The sequence below is a fragment of the Arenicella sp. 4NH20-0111 genome (assembly GCF_040366405.1).
Classification (GTDB): domain Bacteria; phylum Pseudomonadota; class Gammaproteobacteria; order Arenicellales; family Arenicellaceae; genus Arenicella.
On sequence record NZ_BAABWF010000002.1, the window covers coordinates 392,649 to 412,138 of the forward strand.

16 protein-coding genes are annotated in these 19,490 nt (G+C 47.3%); 15 read left to right on the top strand and 1 reads right to left on the bottom strand.

Annotated features, from left to right (window positions below; translation table 11 throughout):
* Window positions 1-83: 83 nt before the first annotated feature.
* From ccoN to ABWW54_RS05835, 10 genes are read left to right on the top strand one after another with little or no spacing between them, the layout of a single operon-like run.
* Window positions 84-1,517 carry a cytochrome-c oxidase, cbb3-type subunit I gene (ccoN, locus tag ABWW54_RS05790; protein ID WP_353411086.1) on the top strand — a complete coding sequence of 478 codons (1,434 nt, stop codon included), beginning with the start codon at window positions 84-86 and terminating at the stop codon, window positions 1,515-1,517.
* Window positions 1,514-2,128: a cytochrome-c oxidase, cbb3-type subunit II gene (gene ccoO, locus ABWW54_RS05795; protein WP_353411088.1), complete on the top strand. Its 615-nt coding sequence runs from the start codon at window positions 1,514-1,516 to the stop codon at window positions 2,126-2,128. Before ccoN ends, ccoO begins: the two co-directional genes overlap by 4 nt.
* On the top strand, window positions 2,125-2,289 hold the full coding sequence (locus tag ABWW54_RS05800) for a cbb3-type cytochrome oxidase subunit 3 (RefSeq protein ID WP_353411090.1): 165 nt from the start codon (window positions 2,125-2,127) through the stop codon (window positions 2,287-2,289). The genes ccoO and ABWW54_RS05800 overlap by 4 nt, the downstream gene beginning before the upstream one ends.
* Complete coding sequence (ccoP, locus tag ABWW54_RS05805; protein WP_353411092.1) at window positions 2,282-3,175, top strand: cytochrome-c oxidase, cbb3-type subunit III; 894 nt, start codon at window positions 2,282-2,284, stop codon at window positions 3,173-3,175. Before ABWW54_RS05800 ends, ccoP begins: the two co-directional genes overlap by 8 nt.
* On the top strand, window positions 3,168-3,467 hold the full coding sequence (locus ABWW54_RS05810) for a hypothetical protein (RefSeq protein ID WP_353411094.1): 300 nt from the start codon (window positions 3,168-3,170) through the stop codon (window positions 3,465-3,467). The genes ccoP and ABWW54_RS05810 overlap by 8 nt, the downstream gene beginning before the upstream one ends.
* Before the next feature lie 12 nt (window positions 3,468-3,479).
* Complete coding sequence (gene ccoG, locus ABWW54_RS05815) at window positions 3,480-4,904, top strand: cytochrome c oxidase accessory protein CcoG (protein ID WP_353411096.1); 1,425 nt, start codon at window positions 3,480-3,482, stop codon at window positions 4,902-4,904.
* A 33-nt stretch (window positions 4,905-4,937) separates the two neighbouring features.
* Complete coding sequence (locus tag ABWW54_RS05820) at window positions 4,938-5,105, top strand: hypothetical protein (RefSeq protein WP_353411098.1); 168 nt, start codon at window positions 4,938-4,940, stop codon at window positions 5,103-5,105.
* A gap of 4 nt (window positions 5,106-5,109) precedes the next feature.
* Window positions 5,110-7,698, top strand: a complete 2,589-nt coding sequence (locus ABWW54_RS05825) for a heavy metal translocating P-type ATPase (protein ID WP_353411100.1) — start codon at window positions 5,110-5,112, stop codon at window positions 7,696-7,698.
* A gap of 13 nt (window positions 7,699-7,711) precedes the next feature.
* Window positions 7,712-7,864 carry a cbb3-type cytochrome oxidase assembly protein CcoS gene (gene ccoS, locus ABWW54_RS05830; RefSeq protein WP_353411102.1) on the top strand — a complete coding sequence of 51 codons (153 nt, stop codon included), beginning with the start codon at window positions 7,712-7,714 and terminating at the stop codon, window positions 7,862-7,864.
* A gap of 3 nt (window positions 7,865-7,867) precedes the next feature.
* Window positions 7,868-8,599, top strand: coding sequence for a sulfite exporter TauE/SafE family protein (locus tag ABWW54_RS05835; protein ID WP_353411104.1), 732 nt, complete (start codon window positions 7,868-7,870; stop codon window positions 8,597-8,599).
* Window positions 8,600-8,785: 186 nt separating this feature from the next.
* Here ABWW54_RS05835 and ABWW54_RS05840 read toward each other — a convergent pair whose 3' ends face one another.
* On the bottom strand, window positions 8,786-9,661 hold the full coding sequence (locus ABWW54_RS05840) for an alpha/beta hydrolase (RefSeq protein WP_353411106.1): 876 nt from the start codon (window positions 9,659-9,661) through the stop codon (window positions 8,786-8,788).
* A 278-nt stretch (window positions 9,662-9,939) separates the two neighbouring features.
* On the opposite strand from ABWW54_RS05840, the gene ABWW54_RS05845 reads away from it, so the two are divergent.
* The 5 genes from ABWW54_RS05845 (at window position 9,940) to ABWW54_RS05865 (ending at window position 19,215) form a co-directional block, all read left to right on the top strand.
* The gene (locus tag ABWW54_RS05845) at window positions 9,940-12,135 is read left to right on the top strand and encodes a winged helix-turn-helix domain-containing protein (protein WP_353411108.1); all 2,196 of its coding nucleotides are present in this window, start codon (window positions 9,940-9,942) and stop codon (window positions 12,133-12,135) included.
* Window positions 12,136-12,264: 129 nt separating this feature from the next.
* A complete protein-coding gene (hrpB, locus tag ABWW54_RS05850) occupies window positions 12,265-14,718 on the top strand; it encodes an ATP-dependent helicase HrpB (protein ID WP_353411110.1) in 2,454 nt (817 codons plus the stop codon).
* A gap of 17 nt (window positions 14,719-14,735) precedes the next feature.
* Entirely contained in the window at window positions 14,736-16,769 is a 2,034-nt protein-coding gene (locus ABWW54_RS05855; protein ID WP_353411112.1) for a sialidase family protein, read from the top strand.
* Window positions 16,770-16,897: 128 nt separating this feature from the next.
* Entirely contained in the window at window positions 16,898-17,989 is a 1,092-nt protein-coding gene (locus ABWW54_RS05860; protein WP_353411114.1) for an RHS repeat-associated core domain-containing protein, read from the top strand.
* 1,001 nt (window positions 17,990-18,990) lie between these two features.
* Window positions 18,991-19,215 carry a hypothetical protein gene (locus tag ABWW54_RS05865; RefSeq protein ID WP_353411116.1) on the top strand — a complete coding sequence of 75 codons (225 nt, stop codon included), beginning with the start codon at window positions 18,991-18,993 and terminating at the stop codon, window positions 19,213-19,215.
* Window positions 19,216-19,490 lie beyond the last annotated feature (275 nt).

The window sequence follows — 19,490 nt, forward strand, 5'->3', positions numbered from 1 at the left end:
GAACCCAAACTTGATCTGGATCAATTCTCGTTCGATTTGTTCAGCAATAATCCTCTGTGTCTTATATCCATAGAGGTTTTCTCATGAGTGACGTGGTTTATCACGACAAGGTTATTCGCCAGTTCTCACTAGCCACCATTCTTTGGGGTGTTGTTGGTATGGCGGTAGGTGTGTTGCTAGCGGCTCAGCTCGCGTGGCCAATACTCAACTTCGATGTGCCTTGGTTAACGTTCAGTCGATTACGGCCATTGCACACCAATGCGGTTATATTTGCCTTTGGTGGATGTGCTTTATTTGCTACGTCGTATTACATCGTTCAACGGACTTGTCATGTCGAGTTGTTTGCGCCCAAATTAGCCAGTTTTACTTTCTGGGGCTGGCAAACGGTCATTGTGTTGGCCGCGATTACGTTGCCTCTGGGATTTACCCAATCAAAGGAATACGCCGAGCTCATTTGGCCAATCGACATTCTTATCACCGTCGTTTGGGTCGCGTATGGAATCGTGTTCTTTGGAACCATTGCCAAGCGAAAGATGCCTCATATCTACGTGGCAAATTGGTTTTTCGCTGCTTACATTATTACGATTGCGGTCCTGCATATCGTCAATAATTTATCAATCCCGGTAAGTCTGACTGAGTCCTATCCGGTGTTTTCTGGGTCGGTCGACGCAATGGCGCAATGGTGGTATGGCCACAATGCCGTCGGCTTCTTCTTAACCGCTGCGTTTCTCGGAATGATGTACTACTTCATACCAAAACAGGCCGATCGCCCTGTGTATTCGTATCGACTTTCAGTGGTTCATTTTTGGGCGTTGATCTCAATCTACATGTGGGCAGGCCCTCACCATCTTCACTACACTGCGCTGCCAGATTGGGCGCAATCCTTAGGCATGGTTTTCTCGCTTATTCTCTTGGCGCCGTCTTGGGGGGGCATGATCAACGGGATGATGACCTTATCCGGAGCGTGGCATAAGTTGCGCGACGACCCAATTCTTAAGTTTATGATTGTGTCTCTGTCGTTTTATGGCATGTCTACGTTTGAAGGACCAATGATGTCGATCAAAACGGTGAACGCGTTATCACATTACACCGATTGGGGAATAGGGCATGTCCATTCAGGAGCCCTCGGTTGGGTCGCCTTCATAGTGTACGGCTCTCTTTACGCACTCATACCTAAGGTGTTTGGCCGATCGAAAATGTATTCAACAAGTTTGATAAACGTGCATTTTTGGGTGAGCACCATTGGCGTGGTTGTGTACATTTCCTCCATGTGGATAGCGGGCGTCATGCAAGGTCTTATGTGGAGAGCGGTGAACGATGATGGAACGCTTACCTACAGTTTCATCGAAAGTATTAAGGCAACCTATCCTTACTACGTAATGCGCCTTGGTGGTGGTCTCTTGTTTTTGGCTGGCATGCTGATCATGGCGTACAACGTTTATAAGACAGTATCAGGAGCATCAGAAAAAACGTCACATCACATCGATGCAAGTGGATTAGCAGGGGGTGTTAAATGAAACATGAAATCATAGAAAAAAACGTAGGGTTGATGGGCGTATTGATCGCGTTAGTCATCAGTGTGGCCGGTATGGCCGAAATTGTACCGTTAATGTTTCAGGCGCAAACCACTCAGCCATCAAAAGGGGTGGTGCCGTATCCCGCGGTTGAACTTGCGGGTCGAGATGTCTACGTCAAGGAGGGTTGTTACAACTGTCACTCGCAGATGATCAGGCCTTTCGCCGACGAAAGCCTTCGCTATGGCCCTCCGTCATTAGCCGGTGAATCCGTTTACGATCGGCCGCATCAATGGGGGTCTAAGCGCACTGGGCCTGATCTTGCCAGAGTGGGAGGTAGATACACAGATGAGTGGCATCTACTGCATTTGATTAACCCACGGGACTTGGTTCCAGAGTCAAATATGCCGGGTTTTCCTTGGTTGCAAGACAAATTGGTTGATGGAGACCTAATAACGACGAAAATGAAAACGTTACGATGGTTGGGGCATCCATATAGCGACGATCAAATTAATCAGGCGGCAAAACAGGTTTCCGGAGTGACCGAGATGGAGGCGCTGATTGCGTATCTTCAGTTTTTGGGCGTTGCAAATAATGGGAGGGCACAGAAATGATAGGTTTAATTAGTGGTGTATTGACCGCCGTTCTTATCGCGTTGTTTTTGGGAATATGGGTGTGGGCTTGGAGTTCGAAGAACGTGGAAAAGTTCAACGAAATGGCCAATTTGCCATTGGAAAAAGAAGCTGATGAATCAGGAGCGCATGATCATGAGTAATTCCTGGAGCGCGTACATTATTCTTTTAGCCGTGGGAAACATTGTTGCAATGGTCTGGCTGCTGGTGATCACCAACCGAGATAATGACCTTGATGATTCTGATACCACGGGTCATCAATGGGATGGTATTGAAGAATTAAACAATCCATTGCCGCGTTGGTGGCTTGGTTTGTTTATCTTAACGATCGCTTTTTCGGCCGTGTATTTATACCTATACCCCGGTCTAGGGTCGTATAAGGGGAGCTTGGGTTGGTCGCAAATTTCGGCTTATCAGCAAGCCAAAGAAATTAATGAACAAGACCAAGCGCGGTTCTTTGCTGAGTTTGCGGATTATGATATTAAAGCGTTGTCTCAAAGCGACAGAGCCATGGCAACAGGCGAACGCCTGTTTGCTAATAATTGCTCAACTTGCCATGGTTCCGATGGCCGAGGTGCAAAAGGATTTCCTGATCTGACCGACGACGATTGGTTATATGGCAGTAACCCTGAAGTAATATTGGACTCCATTCAAATGGGTCGCTCTGGTTTAATGCCTGATTTGAAGCTTGACAGCGCGACGGTTTCCGTCCTCGCGCTTTACGTTCAATACTTGGCTGGTCGAGAGGACGTAACGGATCACGTTAAGGAAAGTGGTCCCAAGCGGTTCGCTGTATGTGGTGCATGTCATGGCGCGGATGGAAAAGGAAATCAAGCACTCGGCGCGCCTAATTTAACGGATTCCGTGTGGCTTCACGGATCGAGTACGCTTGAGATCGAAGATGTTCTACGTCATGGCAAACAAGGAAATATGCCGAGCTTTTCAAACGCACTTAATAGCAACGAGCTGAAGATACTAGCGGCTTACGTGATCTCCATATCGAGCAGAGAGAGTGAACAAAATGACTAGTACGCAAATCGAGAAAGACAACAAAATTGGGTTGGTCAATCTCGGCGTTACTCTCTGGGTATCGTTTCTTTTTGCCGCAATAGCAACGATGCTCTTCTTTGCGACTTTTGACCCAATTGATATTGCTCAAGTCGCAACCTTTCCGTTTGAGCTTGATCGTATCAGTGGCTACAGTATCGGGTTCATTCTATTTTGGGCTCTTTTGATCATCAATAGCTGCATTATCAATTGGTTATCCGCACAAAATACCTCTTCCATGACGGGGTCTGGTTGCCCTCAGGATAAGGAGTGAGGCGAATTTTCTATGAGTAACTCAATTGATAAAGCCTCCTCAGAAAGTTCTTTATACGCCAAAAGTGAGAAGATTTACCCTCGAGAAGTCGCTGGGCAATTTCAGTCTCTGCGATGGATATCAATGTATGCATTGCTCGGGCTCTATTATATTCTGCCGTGGGTCAGTTGGAATGGTCGCCAAGCCGTCTTGTTTGACTTACCCGCGCGAAAGTTCCATATTTTTTTCTTAACGTTTTGGCCACAGGACTTTTTCTTTCTCTCGTTATTGCTCATATTGGCCGGACTGTCCTTATTTTTCTTTACCGCGATTGCCGGTCGAGTATGGTGTGGTTTTGCCTGTCCGCAAACGGTATGGACTGAAGCGTTTGTGATGATGGAGCGGTGGGTTGAAGGAAGCCGAGCGCAGCAAATCAAGCTAGCGCGGGCGCCTTGGTCGCTGCTAAAGGTGAGAAAACGAGCCTTGAAACACACGCTCTGGATCAGCTTTTCCTTGTTTACGGGCCTGACTTTTGTTGGGTACTTTCAACCTGTGAGCGAGCTTTTTGCAGAATTTTTTAAGCTTGAATTGAGCGGCTGGGCCTTATTCTGGGTGGTCTTTTATGGGTTTGCGACCTACGGGAATGCCGGTTTTATGCGAGAGCAAGTTTGCAAATACATGTGTCCATACGCTCGTTTTCAGAGTGCCATGTTCGATAAAGATACGTTAATCGTTGCCTACGACGAGCAACGAGGGGAGCCGCGCGGGAGGGGCACAAAGCGTATTGAGAGCAGGTCGTCCAAAGGGGATTGCGTTGATTGTGGTATTTGCGTTCAAGTCTGCCCAACGGGAATAGACATTCGGGAGGGCCTTCAGTACGAGTGCATCGCTTGCGCTGCTTGCATTGATGGCTGCGATGACGTTATGCAAAAAATAGGGCTGCCAACGGGGTTGATTCGATACAGCACTCAATCACAAGATCAAGGTGAATCTAAGCCCTTGGGGAAGGCTCTGTGGCGCCCTCGAATAATAATTTACGGCCTTTTATTAGTCACCGTGTTTTCTGGTTTCATCGTTGCGTTGAGTCTGAGGTCGAGCGTTCAGGTCGACATCCTCCGTGATCGAAATGCGTTGTTTCGCTGGTCGCAAAACAACGACATAGAAAACAGTTATCAGGTGCGTGTAATGAATAAAAGTCAGGCACGGCAGCATTACTCAGTGAGTGTGTCTGGATTGGATGGCGCTACCGCACGATGGAGTAAAACATCAGGAGAAAGTTTATCGAGGGTGGTGGAAGCTGGCGCCATCGGAGAGTTTAATGTTTTAGTCAATTTGCCAGCTTCAGCCGACTATCAGCGCTCTCAGAAAATCAGTTTGCATGTCACAGAGTCCGTCGGACGAACTCCGCAAACGTCCGTTGAAGAAACCCGATTTTGGGGCCCGCCGAGACGCAACTAACGCAATCACTTGAACAGCTTAAGAGGTTAAACAATGAAGAAAACAATGCCAGCGAGCATACTAGTGCCATGGTACAAAGTAGGAATGGTCTGGGTCATGATAGGACTGCCATTCGCTGTGGTAATCGCGTCAACGGTAACCTTTGTTATTGCTCACGAGAACGCGCCGCTAATCGTGACCGATTCTACGGAAACAGACTAGTTCAATGGCGATTTTGACGCGCCCAGCGGAACGTTACAGTCCATCCATAGGCGAAACAGGTTCGCACGCGGATGAAAGCAAGCTTTCTAACCGTTCGATTTGTTTTCATTGTCTTGAACCGATGCCTAAGTACGGTAACTTGACGGCAAATATTGGAGGGCACGTGCACCCGATGTGTTGCATTGGCTGCAAGTCAGCAGCGCAATACATTGATCAACAGGGGCTTACGAAGTTTTATGATCATCGAGACCGCCTAAATCACCGAGACTTCTTTTCCAGCGTCGCGAAGAGTGTGTCTGTGTCCGCAGCCGAGGCTGGCTCGGCGATCGAGGATCAATGGTTATTTTTGGATCGTAAAGATACGTCATCGGCGTACGTATCTTACGGTGATCCGCAATATCGATGCATTTCTGTGTTGGTCGAAGGCCTGTATTGCAGCAGTTGTTCTTGGTTGATACAGAGAGCATTGAACACCGTTTCTTCGAACATAGAGTGCCATATAGACGTTGACAGTAAGTGTGTGCATATCAAAGTCTCTGACCCACGTGTCGTGTTTTCTAACGTGATGATCACGATTGCGCAATTGGGATACAAACCCACTGCGCTAAAGATAGGTAGCCATTCTGATACGTTCGCGCTGGCAAAGACTCAGCGCAACGAGGCTTTAAAACGAATTTTGGTGGCCGGACTGGGCATGATGCAGGTAATGACCTACGCAACTGCAGGTTACTTCGCGGGTAACGAAAGTGATCCTAATATAGATTCACAGCAGGCGCGTTTTCTTCTGTTAGTGAGCATGCTCGTGGCGACGGTAATCGTCTTTTATTCAGGAAAGCCGTTCTTTCAAAACGCTTGGAGCGATTTAAAAAATCGACACTTGGGGATGGATGTGCCAATTTCCTTGGCTATCGCCGGCGCGTATTTCCCCAGTGTCTATCACGTTCTGTTTCGAATTGATTCTCACGTGTATTTTGATTCGGCTGTGATGTTCGTATTCTTTCTATCGGTGGGCCGTTATGTAGAAATGCGAGCAAGGCATAGGCTGTCTGGCTCCAGTGTAGGCATTGCAGGCTTGCTGCCCGAAAAAGTACGCGTGCGTAGGACTAAAGCCAGTAAATCACCCATGGTCGACATCGCACCCAATGGCGTTAAGCTTGGCGATCAATGCGAATTGAAGGCATCTGAAGTCGCTCCGTTTGACGCCAAGATCGTGGAGGGAGGAGGGCAGTTTGATGAGTCCTTATTTTGCGGTGAGTCTTTGCCGGTGGAGCGTGCTGCTGGAGATTCAGTGCTAGCGGGTAGCGCCTTGTTAAGTGGTGCCGTTACGGTTGAGGCGATCCAAACGTGGGGGAATTCATCGATTGCAAAAGTGCAAAAATGCATACAATCGGCAGAGCGAGTTAATGCAGATGAACAACAACGTAATTCGCTTTTGAGTCGTTATTTCATCTTGTTTACCTTAATACTGACAACGGTAACGGCGGGTGCTTGGTTAACGATTGACCCAGACAGAGTGTTTGAAGTGTGTTTGGCGATGTTAATCGCAACCTGCCCATGCGCATTTGCGTTAGCCGCGCCAGTGGGCCGCAGTGCCGCGATTCACGCCTTACGACGATGTGGGGTGCTATTAACGAACAATACCGCTCTGGCTTCAATGCAACGGGTATCGCACTGGTGTTTTGACAAAACGGGAACCCTCACTGAGGGTCGTCCTTCAGTGTACGACGTATTTCCCCAAGGTACATTGTCCAGAGAAAGGTGTTTGGAATTAGTTGCTTGTATCGAGCGCGAGGCGGATCACGTTTTATCAACGGCGTTTAACACAATAGAGACTAGCCTAGTCGCACACAATATTAAGGAAGTCGTGGGGTCTGGCATCAGTGCTGAGATAGGTCAGGAGACGTACCGAGTTGGCAAACGAGACTGGGTGTTGCGTAACCAAGTTAATCGGCACACGATACCCGACCCTAAGTCGGACAGAACCGAGTTGATACTGAGTAATAATAGTAACGTATTAGCGGTTATCGAACTCACCGATGAAATCAGACCTTCTGCACCAGATTTTGTGAGGAACCTTAGAAGCACTTGCACGACTGTTAAAACAACCATACTCAGTGGTGACCGCAAGGAGGTGGTGAGTAAGATTGCCGATCGACTGCAAATTGCTGACCATTTCGCAAACTTAAGTCCGTCGGAAAAACTGGCTAAGATAGATCTTTATCAAGAACAGGGCGAGGTCGTTGCCATGGTGGGTGACGGAGTGAATGACGCCCCCGTACTGGCCGGCGCGGACGTCAGTATTGCCATGGCGTCGGGAAGCCACTTAGCGATGAATAACGCTGATGTGATTTTGCTTAACGGCAATCTCAGAAACCTGTTGCATTTGCTGAAAGTGGCGACACGAACCGCTTGGATAACACGACAAAACTTAGTCTGGGCGTTACTTTACAACTTAACGGCACTTCCGTTGGCGGCGTGCGGTTTACTAACGCCCTGGATTGCCGCCCTAGGCATGTCGTTGAGCTCTTTGTTGGTTGTGTTGAATGCCTTGCGTATTCACCAATTGAGCCACTCTGAACTTGAGACAAACTAACGTTGAGGAATTTATGGAGATAATTTATCTAATGATCCCTTTGAGTTTATTGCTATTGGTCGTGGCGATTTGGGCTTTCTTTTGGGCAACCAGAAGCGGGCAGTTCGATGATCTGGACTCACCGGCGTTGTCTATTTTAGATGATCAGTCAGAGCACAAGGAGTAAGGCATGACGTTTTTATCTGCCCTCATATTAGGTTTGTTGGCAGGAGCACATTGTGCCGGGATGTGTGGTGGATTACAGATGGCCATGCAGGGCGGGGTTACTCGTGATATCGCTGTTCGATCTAAGCGCGAGGCGTTCGGGCATTTGATCTTGATGAACCTAGGTCGTATTACTACGTACGTTGCAGGCGGTGTGGTGTTTACGTTCTTAGGCTACGAGCTTTTAAACGGACTGAACATTTCCACAGTCAGTAAATGGTTTAGAGTGCTGACTGGGATTGTAATTGTGGCGATTGGCTTACAGCTGATTATTGGCAAATGGCGGCCTTTCCAGTTTATCGAGCCGCTGGGTGCTCTTCTATGGCGGCGCGTCAGTCGGCTTATAGATCATTCAACGGATAAAAGGGCTCAATCATTAATCACTGGCCTAGCGTGGGGCTTTTTGCCCTGTGGTTTAGTGTACAGCGTGTTATTTGTCTCGGTTTTATCAAACAATGTATTGAGTGCTGGTTTAATCATGTTGGGCTTTGGGCTCGGAACATTACCGGCATTGGCTTTTTCTGGGTTGCTCTATAAACAGTTTAAAGACACGGTGAGTTCCAGTCTGACTCAGTTCGCGGGGGGCGTCTTCTTCCTGATTGGCGGTTCTCTAATATTGGTAGCGCCTTATTGGGTAAAAACTGGGTTTTTGCTTGAATATCCTGAACTCTTGAACCTGGCTTTCTGTGTTGCTTGAATACGCGGTTCAGCCCAGTTGTTCTCGTTTACAATTGAGCTAAACGCTCAATTGCACCGTCGAGTGAATGGTAGATTAAAGCTAATTATGCGCCTAACGGAACAGACGTAAAAACGTGGTCTACGGTTCTACGTCCACAGTCTACCATTAGGTTGGTTTTTTAAGGATCTGCCTTGCTCGGGCAGATTAATCGAGTTTTTTGCTAAGGTCAGAGAGCCAAGTAATACTTCCAACGGCCGTCATTGGAAACGCGGTTCCGTGGTCACCCTGTATTTCCCTAAGGGTGACGGCAGCGTTTTTTGCATCATCTTCCTTTAGCAAGGCAGAGAAGGTTTCAATGAGCGTGCTTAACTCTTTTTCTTCTGTGCCGTAAGACAGAAAAACGTTAATCTTTGGGCCTTTCCGCGTTGCGTCTTTTGTTGATTCAAGCTTGGATAACACGGACAGGTTACGCTTTAACGATGGACTACCAAGGATGTAGTTTTTAAAGGTAGCAGGGTGCGTTTGCAAGACGTAGGCGCCGAAGAGCCCACCGGCTGAATATCCAAAATAGGTCCGCTCAGAGGGTGAAACAGAATAGTGATTTTCTACGTATTTAAAAACGTCCTCGCGGATAAAGCGCAGATGATCAGCGGCCTGACCTGGATTGTATTTTGCTTGAATCTTTGGGTCGTCTGACTGACGAATGGAATAATCTCTGTGCCTACTGGCCCACTCGCCCGCGTCGGCTTTGAGTTGCTCTGCAATGTCTTTTTGCCAGGAAATACCAACCAGTATGGTATCGGTCAGTAAAAATTCGGTCGCTGAAGAGAGAATTTCAACGTGCCAGACAGCGTCCGTAAAATAGATAACCGGGTGTTTTTTATCACTGTTGGCGTCGTAATTGTCGGGCAATTTGACGTAGAGTTCGTACTGGCGGTTATGCTGTGAGTCTTGGATTGAGAGAACTTCGACTTTGCGCAACTCAAAAAACTTTCTTTCTGGAAGTTCAGTGGCGGTCAAGGAAAGTGGCGACACAAATGAGAGTATTAGAAATACAATTAGAATCAGTGCGTGTTTCATTAGATTTTTCAGTCAACTTTTGATGCTTCAAGCCTTACCGTTTTGGCGTGGCAGAAACTATTAGTGGGTAATTTGAATCTATAGTCATTGCAAGCAAAACACCTGACGTAAGACTGATTTCTGTATGACGTCGAGCTGATCTAGACACCGTTTGAGACTGTTAACGATCAAAAATGTTTGTTTTTCTGAAGATAATAGGCGACGTGTTTATCGTGATAAGATCGCTTCACAGGCCAATCTTGTTTTAGACAACAACAACCCCTCTTGGTAAAAGTTTTATGGCGGTACAATATTGGGTCGGTGATCATTTTGTCGATTTATCCAGAAATCAAATTACTACTGAACAGCATTCACAGACCGTTCCGCCTAAAGCCCTCGCTGTTCTGACTTATCTGGCCGAGAATCATGGGCAAGTAGTAACGTATGATCAACTACTTAACCGTGTTTGGCCGAACACCGTAGTCACCCCGAATACCTTACAAAGAAGCATTGCCCAGTTAAGAAAAGTGTTGGGAGATAAGCATCAGTCCATCATTAAAACTCACGCCAAGCAAGGGTACAGCCTCGACAGTGGGGTAGTATGGCAAACCGAAGTTCAGCCGACGTCTAAGTCGTTTGCAGATCGGGATCTAGACCAAGTAAACGAGGGATATGATGCTGCTTCGACTTCCAATACGTCGTCCAGTACGGGCGCTCTAAAATTAGGGATTTCTGGAATACGCCCAGTATTAGTTGCATTAACCTTCATTGGTTTAGCCGTGGCATTGGCCTGGACGAAATTGACTGAAGATGATGATTTGCCTGGTTCTTCGGAACCACAATTGTCGTTTAATTCCTTACGATCGCTAACCGCCAGCGATGACAAAGAATTTTCAGCCGTGTATTCGCCAGACGGCCAACACATTGCGTTTCATCGCTACGTGAATCAGTTGTGCATGAATAACCTTTGGGCAAAGAACACAGCAACCCAGGAAGAAACTCGATTGACAGAGGATCTGGGCACCTACAGTGGTGTAAGTTTCTCACCGAGTGGAGACAAGTTGGCCTTCATTTCGACCTACGATTGCGACAAACCGAGCCCTCAAGAACGTTGTTATAATTTGATGGGACTGGACTTTCGTAAAGCACTGGAGCAGCCGGCGCCTTCTGTACTGATGGCGGAATGTAAGAATACCGCATTGCGTGACCCAATCTGGCTAGACGACGACAACATCGTCGTTATGCAACTGTTCGAGAGTCGCTGGAAGTTGATCCACTACTCAATCAGTGAGAATAAAAGCACCGTATTGCATGAAGTTGACGACGGAAACCTCCTGTCCTTTGACTTTTCTAAAAGCGAAAGCCTGTTTGCTGTGTCGACTCGGGGTAATGATGGCAAACACTATATTGATATGTTGGCGCTCAATGGTGAAGTCCTATCAAGCAATCAGATTCAATACCCTGATGAACTATCAAAATTCAGGTTGGTCTTTCCCAAATTTGATTCTGCTCGTAATCGATTGATTTTCAGCTCAGGAAAATTATTGTTTGCGTTATCCTACGACGGAGAGGTGCAACGCATCAATGTGCCATTAGACTTTAAGGTCGAAGCGCCCAGTTTTCACCCCAATGGAAAAAGTCTTCTTTTGATAAAGAAGTGGTACGACAGTGACGTTGCGATAGCGCCGATACGCGTACCGACCGCTGCTCCTGGCGCGGCCCCGAGCCTGATATCCAGTGGCGCTGAAGTGACGGATGTCGCGGTAGTCGATCGATCAACGCTGGAAGATGATAACGGCATTTTTCAACCCAACGGTGACCTTATTGCGTTCGTTTCCGATCGCTCTGGAGAGGACCAAGTGTGGTTGGCAGACGAAAGCGATTCGCGCAAAGCCAGCCATTTTCCATTGAATACGTACATAAACGGCGTTGATTGGTCTGAAGATGGGGACAGTATGTTGGTGAATGCTAACGGTTCCCTTACTCAACTATTTTTAGATGGTTCACAACGTCGTGTCGCGTTTGAGTATCCCGTCATTTTTCTGTTTCAATGGGACAGCACTAACAATTCGGCTTTACTGGTGTCCACTATAGACGGTGTCACGCAATTTATCGAACTGAACCTAGCCACGCTCGAGTACCAAACGATATCCACTCGTAAGATAATTTGGGCACAGAAGAGTCATCAAGCGGGGTTGGTATTCATGGATGCCTTAAATCGTTTCTGGCAGCCAGGTGCGTTGGAAAACCAAATGATAGATGCGTTAACAGAGCAGGGCAGCAATAAGCGTTTTGTTATCAGAGATCAGGTGATCTATGGCATTAACCAAGTAAACGAATTGTGGTCCTACGACGTCTCAACGTCCGCTTTTACTGTACTGAGAACCATCAGCGATAATGTGGATACGTTAACGGACGTTGGCGCTGACCGTATTCTGTTTGATCTGCTTGTTGCGGAAAAGAAGGAAGTTGTGGAACTTAGCCTCAGCGAGTAGGTGCTCGTTTGGCGCGTTTTGCTTCTTAGCGGTTTGATTATCCACAATTCACAAAGCGGTGTTTATCGAGAGGAATACCATGATTAAGCCTGCCGAATCGAAATCAATTTATGACTTGGGTCTACTGTAGTGTTGCCAGTAATAGAAATTTATCCAGACTTGGTTGCATCGCTTAAGGCGAACAGCATGACCTTGCTGCAAGCGCCGCCAGGCGCTGGAAAATCCACTTGGTTACCCTTGCAGTTGATCCGAGATGGCCATTTTCAACGCATCGTAATGTTAGAGCCACGTCGGCTTGCTGCGCGTAATATTGCTGGCTATTTAGCCAAATGCCAGAACGAAACATTGGGAGAGAGCATCGGTCTTAGAATTCGGCAAGAGAAACACGTGAGTGTTAAGACCAAGTTGGAAATCGTAACCGAGGGGATGCTCACGCGCATGCTTCAGAGCGACCCAGAACTGAACGGCGTAGATTGCCTTATTTTTGATGAATTTCATGAGCGCTCCATTGCCGCCGATACAGCGCTCGCCTTTGCGATCGAGACTCAACAAGCATTAAGAGACGACTTAACTCTGCTTTTGATGTCAGCCACCTTAGATACGGACCGAATTGTCTCCAAGTTCGGCTGTCCAGTCATCACGTCCGATGGGCGAAGTTTCCCAATTGATGAGTTTTATCACCCCGTAAAGAATGAAAAACGCTGGTTAGATGAAATTCCAATACTCATAAAACAAGCTCTAAGGGAGCAGAGCGGAAGTTGCCTGGTGTTTTTGCCTGGAAAACGCGAAATTAACTACGTCGCTAGGGCTTTGTCAGACGTGCAGAGTTCTTCTGTTGTGGTGTGCCCATTGTATGGTGACCAAACAAAGTCCGCGCAGCAAAGCGCCATAGCACCGGCCAAGCGAGGGCAAAGAAAAATCGTTCTAGCCACCAATGTCGCCGAAACCAGTTTAACGATTGAGGGTATTCGTATTGTGGTAGACAGCGGCAAGAGGCGGGCCGCGCAATTTAATCTTAACACCGGAGTCACTGAACTTAAAACGGTCACCATATCGAAGTCTTCATCAGTTCAACGAGCCGGCCGAGCAGGCCGAATCGAGCCTGGTGTTGTTTATCGTCTTGGTTCTAAAGAGGTGTTTAATCGAAAAGAGTCGCATGACCTTCCCGAGATACTGTGTTCAGACATCAGTGCCCTGCTCTTGGAGTCGCGGTTGTGGGGAACTGAGATAAGCGATTTAACGTTGCTGGATTCGCCCAGCTTGGCGCAACGCGAGCAGGGGTATGAATTACTTCAAATGTTGGAGGCGGTTGATCAACAAAAGCGAATAACTCGATTGGGAAAAAAATTGCTAACCTTGGGTACGGATGTGCGCTGGGCGCGAATGCTGCTTAAGGCGCAAGAGCTTGATTCGTCGATTCCGGGCTTAGAACTACTCAGTATTTACCTCGTTGCCTTACTCGACAGCCGGGTTAGTCAACAGGCTGAACTGAGGACTGAACTGCAAGCGCAATGGAATTCCCCTCATCCTGTATTCACCAAACAGCTTCGTTATTGGCTAAAACGGTTTAATCATCGGCCAAATGCATCGTTGAAAATCTCGGCGTTACCTCTCTTGGTGTCGATTGCGTACCCGGATCGAATAGCCAAACGGCGAGGCGAGGGGTATGTGCTAGCGAATGGCGCGGGAGTTGATAGCCGTTCTGGATGCTGGCTCAATGATGAATTCATCGCCATTGCCGAACTGGGTGGAGCAAAGGGCAAGCGCATTTTTTCAGCCACGTCGGTGGATATGTCTGAGTTAGAAGCAGTGTTACCGCATCTATTTCAACAACGAAGTGTGTGTGAGTTTGACGAACGAAACGGCCGCTTTGTGTATGAAGACCGCTCTATGCTGGGCGCTTTGGTGGTTAGACAAAAACCAATCAACGCACCAATAGACGTTGATGTTCGAACAACAGCGTGGACCTCGTTTATTAAAAAGAGGGGGTTCGCTGTCTTTTCCATGGTGACCAACAATGCCTCAGTTAAGTCCAAAAACGCGTTTAGCCAGTTGTTAATACGAATGACGCTAGCGCACCGGCATTACCCTAACGATTACCCTGAAATCAGTGAGCAGTCGTTGTTGGCGAGGGTGGATTCTTGGTTAGCCCCGTACTTGAGCGCGGTAAACAATTTGGAGCAACTTAAGCGCATTGATCTGATCGAGCCATTAAAAAACTGCTTTGATTGGAATTTACAGGAATCATTGAACACACTGCTTCCCAGCTCGTTGAAGGTGCCCAGTGGCTCAACCGTTGCGGTTAGCTACCAACTAGATGGTCCGGCTACGTTGTCTGTGCGCATGCAAGAAGTGTTTGGTATGTCCGCCACGCCTGAGCTTTGTAACGGCAAAATAGACTTGTTGATGGATCTGCTTTCTCCCGCCCGTCGATCATTGCAGCTAACGCAAGACCTTAATCGCTTTTGGAGCGGCAGTTACAAGGAGATCCAAAAAGAAATGAAAGGTCGTTACCCTAAGCATTATTGGCCTGACAACCCAGCACAAGCGAAGGCGACGTCTAAAACGAAAGCTAGGATGTAGCTGCGATTGACTGATTAATGATTGAACCTGCACGTCGTTCTGGCATTCTCACGTATGAATTTCAATTTAGTAAACTAATGATCCGCATTGTGGCCAAACTATTTTCTTGCGTCATCTCTATTCTGGCATTTGGGGTGTTGGTGGGCTGTGCTCAAGATGATTCAGAGCCCTCAGAGGCTTGGAATGTTAAGGTGGTCGGTCCACAATGGCCAATACTGGTCGATGAGACGGCAGGACCGGACGGACACGTTCTAGAATACCCGAAGTCGGTGACGGCATCGGCCGTTGCCGGAAAACACCTCTGGGTGCAGGGCGAGTCTCGCCTGTATCACAGCACGGATTCGGGGCATTATTGGCAAACGCTGAGAGTGCCAGACAACTCGAAAGTGATTGAAATAGAGGAGTATGAGGGCCGCTTGATGGCCATAACCAGTGATGGTTTACTCATTGAATCGGCTGACCTTGGAAAGAGCTGGCAAAAACGAGACCTCGTCAATGACTTTACGGCGTTGACACAAAGTCCCGACGAAGGGCTTGTCGACATTACGATTTCTCACGGGGTCATCAGTAACAACCATCAAACGATCACCGTGGTAAGGAATTGCCACGTCATTCAATCGACTGATCGCGGGCTGACATGGCGCAAGATAGAGTACTTGGCAAAGACTCCCGGCGCTGGCAGTCAATCTTACTGCATTGACTCAGTTCAGCTTAACCAACAGTCTGACCTCGAATTCGCAAAGATGACGCTGCACGCGAGCGTGTATCACGGTGATTACGCCATGAGGTTAATCGAAGGCAAATGGCGGTCATTGTGCACCTACGATTACTCCTTGGCCGCGATTGAAGAATCAATACGACACTGTGATAACCTTAAAATTGATGGCGCTAACCACCTCATTAAACCGAATCCAGAGCTATGGCGTTGGCTTAGGCAGGGCCAAGAAGAAGATCTGATTTTTGCGCATTCGTCGCACGTGATTCCATATTCGTCGGTCAATGCCTCCAAAGAACGTAAGGGCTTTGCAGATTTCATTGGGCTAATTCAAGGTGAGCTTGAGGGTGAATATTGGTATACAGACCATCAGGGAGTATCCCATACTAAAGACGCAGGCGAAACCTGGTCAACGCTGATCGGCGGTGCAGGTGAGCTTACGGACGTCACCCAAGTTGTCGGTGGTTTTTGGATCGCCGCATCGCGCGAAGGCTTGGCCAGGAGCCAAGACGGCGGTCGCACCTGGGTAGAATGGGAGCGCATGAACTGGGTGAGAGGTATCGTGAGAACACCAGACTCGGTATTCGTTAAATCTGACATGCTGTATCGCATCAGTTTATCAAACCTTGAAACCCCCGATTTCTGGAAACTCTCACTCGGGTCGTATTTCGAGTTTCCGGGGAACTTTTATTACACACCAAACGCGCTGTGGGTCATCGGTGATGAACTGGCAAAGGCGTCCGCCGACGGAGGCGCCACCTGGCGCACGCATTCCGTGCCGGAAGGGGCAATTGCTTGGCGTTGCATGGACACATGCCTCGCGGTGAAACGCACTGGTGAAGTGATTGAGATGACGCTAGAAAACGGTCGAGTTAGCACAAATGAGGTTTCCAAAGTAGGGCGGTCTGTCGCCGCCGAGGTTAACGCGGTTTGGAGCAGCGGTGATGGAGCCGTATGGGTGGTTGAAACCATACGAAAAAAACAAGGGAGTGATTATTGGGTGTCGATAAATCGCGCCAAGAGTTGGAGCTTACTGCCCATAAGTGATAGAAACATCAGGTCAGTTGTTTTTCACAATCAAGGCCTGGTCACCTTGGTGGCCCAAGAAGACCTATTCACCGTGACGGGGCCAACCAGTCTAACGCATCGACGATTGCCGAGCGATTCGTACGCAAATAAGGCCTGCCGTCTAAGTTCAGGCAACGTCATCGTTCCGTCAATCGAACGCACTCACCCGAGTATCCAAGATCCGCTGCAATTTGCCGCTTTAGAATTCGATGTTCCTTCAGAAGATTGGGTAGCTAAGCGCACAGAGCACATTTTTTGCCATCGCTAGTGCAACTACGAATGCGGACGTTGTTTGAACGTAAACGCACGCCCATTTCATTCTAAGGGTGAACTTTTTCTAGCGGGTGAGCGTACGTAACAATACTGTACATTACAGTTCTAAGTATTAAATCTAAGATGGGCAGCGCTTCTGGCGGAAACGATCTCTATTACAGCCCCAGCTTAGGTCAAGCGACCAGCGTTACGGTGACCAATCTGCCCGTTGATGGCCGCACCCTATACGTATTGTTGTGGTATCGAATTAACGGCGGGAGCTGGCAATCAAAACCCTACGTGTATCACGCTGATACGCAAGGCCAGGTGCCTGAAATGGTCGCGCCACTGCCAACAGACACTTTGACTAGCAGTAGCCAAACGTTCAGTTGGAGCGGTGGGCAAGACGTGACCGAATGGTCGTTGTACGTGGGCGATAAGCTGGGCACCAAGAACTATTTCTACAGCCCCAGCTTAGGCCAAGACACCAGTGTCGTGGTGACCGGGTTACCCATTGATGGGCGTGCAATCTACACCACGTTGTGGTTTCGATTGAACGGTGGTAGTTGGCAATCAAAAAGTTACCTTTACACGTCGCACTTTGATTGGCTTGAAGACGCGGTGTACTATGTACACAACGATCATCTGGGCACCCCCAAACAAGTTACCAACGGGGATCAGATCGTGGTGTGGCAAGGCCCTAACGACCCATTTGGTTACGCGGTGCCCAGTGTTGAGCTAATTGAGTTTAATGTTCGTTTTCCGGGGCAGTACTATGATAGCGAAACCGGGCTGCACGATAACTGGAATCGGTACTATGATCCGAAAACGGGACGGTATGTTACCAGTGATCCGATTGGGTTAGGTGGGGGACTTAATACTTTTGGATATGTAAATGGGAATCCGTTGAGGTATTTCGATAAAAAGGGTTTAATTCTCGAGTTTATTTATGGCTTTGGTAATCCGAGTGGGAATTTGCCAAGAGACTCTTCTGCTTCACAAAAAAGAAAGCAGCGAGGATCAAGGCTTGATGATATGACAGGTAATTTGATTCCAAAATCGCCAGGAGGAGGATGCAGAACGCGATGCAATGTTGACTATCAACTTGTATGTACTGCTTTTGGAGCAGGCGGAACCGTATTTGCACCACCATACGTTGGTTATATTGCAGGAGGCGGTTGTGTCTTTGTAAAAATGCTTGTTTGTGATTTGGTGTGTGATTATCAATGCAAGTAGTTTATTAATAAGCTAAAGGATGATTTAAATGAACTGCCCCAATTGCAATGTCAGATTAAAGGCGATGTCTGTCATGAGTGAGAAAAAGCCTAAGTGCCCTGATTGCCATCAAATTTTAAAGGTGGAGGGGTTGTATGTTTCTATATTTTTTACATCATTTTTGGCAATAGTTTTCACAGCGATGACCTCATTTTCCGAAAATATTTTTTTAGTGTATTTGAGTTTAAATCTCTTTGGTTATATCTTGAGTTCGTATCTAAGTTTTAAATTGTTTGTACGATTGAAGGCGGAAGAAAAGGAGTCAGATCCGAATTAAAAAATAAGGGGCCAGGTCTTGTGTTTTGCCTTTACAAATTTAATGGGGACTTGTCTTTTGCCCTTTAAGAAATTAGGCGGTGTCCCATCCTAAAGGTAGCAACTACGGACTGATGTTACCTTTAACGATCTTGCACAAAAGCCCGCTTAGCGTTGGGCTTGAGAATTAGACTCTCAAGCACCACTTTGGCAACTTTCCGATCTTCCTCATCAAACTCACTGAGCGCTTCAAACTGAAGTTTAAGCTCATCAATGGGGCGCGTTCGTCCTCACCAAACACCAAGTTATTTAGGCCTACGTGCAGGCTCTTAGTGATCTTTACCAATGCCTCTAAGGTAGGCTGCAATAAATAAGGGGGCAGGTTGAATTAGGCTGTTTACCTACTTAACTCCCAACGCCGAGAATGATACTTGATAAATCGCGGGCCGCGAACAACCGTTTGTTCGTCATAACAAATCTGCTTCAGCGCCTGCGTAAACATGGATAGGAAAGACGCACGATAGGTTTTGAGTACGTTGGTTTACTGAGTGAATTAGTTTTCAAATCGTCTACGGGTGATTGGCATTCAGTGCAAATTGGATTTAAACCTTGTCACTTATGTGATAAGTATTAATAAGTGTATGAGAATAATCAACAAATTCATCAACATACGCTGACGTTAATTTCAATTTACAAAGGACCCTACAATGAAAATTTTAAACTTAGCTACCGGCGCTATTGCGGCTGGTTTTAGTGTTAACGCGCTAGCATCTGAGCAAACTAACGACCCGCTTCTTGATATACATTCATTCGAGAGCGATGCGAATCACTTGTCCATACCATCGAACGGTACCGGGTTTGTATCGGAAGGGGGCTTATTGGGGACCGGTTTGTGCTGCGCTGATTGTCGAGAACAGGACCCACCTAAATAGTTTTATGCGTTATAGGGGGCACGTGCTCCCTTTAACAAGAAGATCTCCCAAATATCTTAGCCTTCAATGGCTTTCTGACTATTCTAATTGAGAGCTCAGGTTTACTTGGCAAGGACGACACAACGGTTTTGGTTCTTATGGCTTAGCAAAGATCTGTCAGTAAAGAGAATTGTAAAGTGTGTTTTGATGTGACTTTTGAACGGTGCCACCTGACTTTCACCAAGAATTCAGGAGGAAATTGTATTAACCTACTACTGTTTTTCATTACGTAAATC